Origin of the sequence: Zhongshania sp., assembly GCF_041623545.1 — a bacterium.
Taxonomy (GTDB): Bacteria; Pseudomonadota; Gammaproteobacteria; order Pseudomonadales; family Spongiibacteraceae; genus Spongiibacter.
On the sequence record NZ_JBFJWS010000423.1, the window covers coordinates 1 to 2,002 of the forward strand.

General features: G+C 51.0%; 4 protein-coding genes. 3 read left to right on the plus strand and 1 reads right to left on the minus strand.

All coding sequences use genetic code 11. The features are described from left to right. Positions 1 to 614, minus strand: a 614-nt coding sequence (locus ABYT30_RS18765; RefSeq protein WP_373098049.1) for a mannose-1-phosphate guanylyltransferase, incomplete at its 3' end; no start/stop codon positions are given. Positions 615 to 893: 279 nt separating this feature from the next. Here ABYT30_RS18765 and coaD point away from each other — a divergent pair. The 3 genes from coaD to ABYT30_RS18780 are packed head-to-tail and all read left to right on the plus strand — an operon-like array spanning position 894 to position 1,961. After that, positions 894 to 1,379 (plus strand): pantetheine-phosphate adenylyltransferase, encoded by a 486-nt coding sequence (coaD, locus tag ABYT30_RS18770; protein ID WP_373084167.1) that lies wholly within the window; start codon positions 894 to 896, stop codon positions 1,377 to 1,379. 7 nt (positions 1,380 to 1,386) lie between these two features. Next, on the plus strand, positions 1,387 to 1,638 hold the full coding sequence (locus ABYT30_RS18775; RefSeq protein ID WP_373098051.1) for a YfhL family 4Fe-4S dicluster ferredoxin: 252 nt from the start codon (positions 1,387 to 1,389) through the stop codon (positions 1,636 to 1,638). A gap of 35 nt (positions 1,639 to 1,673) precedes the next feature. Further along, positions 1,674 to 1,961 (plus strand): GIY-YIG nuclease family protein, encoded by a 288-nt coding sequence (locus ABYT30_RS18780; protein ID WP_373098053.1) that lies wholly within the window; start codon positions 1,674 to 1,676, stop codon positions 1,959 to 1,961. Positions 1,962 to 2,002 lie beyond the last annotated feature (41 nt).

The window sequence follows — 2,002 nt, forward strand, 5'->3', positions numbered from 1 at the left end:
GCGGCAAACAGGAACATGCCGCTGTTCCAATAGTAGTCACCTTCATCGAGGTAACTTTGCGCGGTATCGGCGTTGGGCTTTTCGACAAAACGCGACACGGTATAGGCGCCATCTTCAGTGTTCCCATCAATAGCGACGCCGCGCTGAATATAACCATAGCCCGTGTGCGGCGTCTCCGGCACGATGCCAAAGGTCACTAATTTACCTGCTTGGGCCTGTACACGGGCTTTTGCTACTGCGGAGTGAAAGGGCGGCACGTCGTTAACGACGTGATCTGCGGCCATGATTAATAGCAGCGGCGCGGCGCCTTTAGCGCTTTCTAATGCGTCGAAGGCGGCCAAGGCAATGGCCGGCGCAGTATTACGGCCTACCGGTTCTAAGATAATGGAGTCTAAATTGGCGCCCATTTCTTGGGCTTGTTGAGCCACAATAAAGCGGTGCTCTTCATTGCAAATCACCGAACTACCTTCTTCACTTAAACCCGCCACCCGCGCAAGCGTCGCCTGCAGCATGGTGTCTTGCTCAGCAATCGCCAAAAATTGTTTCGGGTATAGACTGCGGCTCGAGGGCCATAAACGGCTTCCGCTACCGCCCGCCATTATGATGGTTTTCATGAAGAGTCCTTGAGGTAAATAGTGATGATGAATCGTCAAACGCCAAATAAACGTATTTCACTTTGGATTACTGAAGGTGCAGTTTACCGAATTATACTCGGCACTCAAAATGGACTGTGCACTTAATTTGCGGTCTTTACCCGAATACGGCTCGCGCAATTGTCTCTAGGGTTATGATCAGCCGAGTTAATGCGTTAAAATTCCGCTACGCCTTCGGTGCATTCGCCTTTTATTAAGCCAATTGCCCGAACTATCTGCCGCACGCACATTCGGTGAGCTATGAAACGTATTATTTACCCCGGCACTTTTGACCCCATTACCCGTGGCCATATCGACCTCGTTGAGCGGGCTTGCAAACTGTTTGACACGGTGGTGCTTGCTGTCGCCAACAGCGAGAAAAAAGTCCCGATGTTTGCGCTACAAGAGCGTATGGATTTGTGTGCCGAGGCCCTGGCCCACGTACCGAACATTGAGGTATGCAGCTTTACCGGCCTGACAGTGGAGCTGGCCAAAGCGCAGAACTGCGGCATTATCCTGCGCGGTGTTCGCACAGTGGCGGATTATGAGTATGAATTGCAATTGGCCAATATGAACCGCTCATTAGCGCCGGGCATAGAGACCGTATTTTTAACACCGGGGGAGTCGCTGTCGTATGTGTCGTCTTCGCTGCTGAGGGAAATCGCCAGTATGGGCGGCGACGTATCCCGCTTTGTGCCTGACAATGTCAGTAAAGCGCTGAACGCACGCTTCCCGCCCCGTAAGTGAGTTTGTAATGGCACTGGTTATTACCGACGAATGCATTAACTGCGACGTATGTGAACCTGAATGCCCCAATGAGGCTATTTATCAGGGCGACAGCATTTACGAGATTGACTCAAACCGCTGTACTGAGTGCGTAGGGCATTTTGACGAGCCTCAGTGCCAGCTGGTTTGCCCGGTGGATTGCATTCCCCTTGATCCAGCATTTGTAGAGACCGAAGAGCAATTGATGGAGAAGTATGAGAAGTTAATTGCTGCTGGGTAAGAAAAACCAAAATTTGCAGCCAAGGAAGGCCGCCAATGAAACACCCCTGCGTATACATACTCGCTAATAAGCCTCACGGCACCCTCTATATTGGCGTCACAAGTAATATTGTTTCCCGCATTTACCAGCATAAGGGGGATTTAGTAGCAGGCTTTAGCCGCCGCTACTCAGTTCACCGTTTGGTCTACATTGAATTGCACCAAGACATGTACGCTGCAATCACACGTGAAAAGCAGCTCAAACGGTGGAAGCGGGCATGGAAGATTCGTTTGATAGAAGACAAGAATCCGGAGTGGCGGGACCTGTACTTTGAATTGTATTAGTAGATTGCAGGAGCCTGGGCTCCGTAGCTGAGATGGACCCC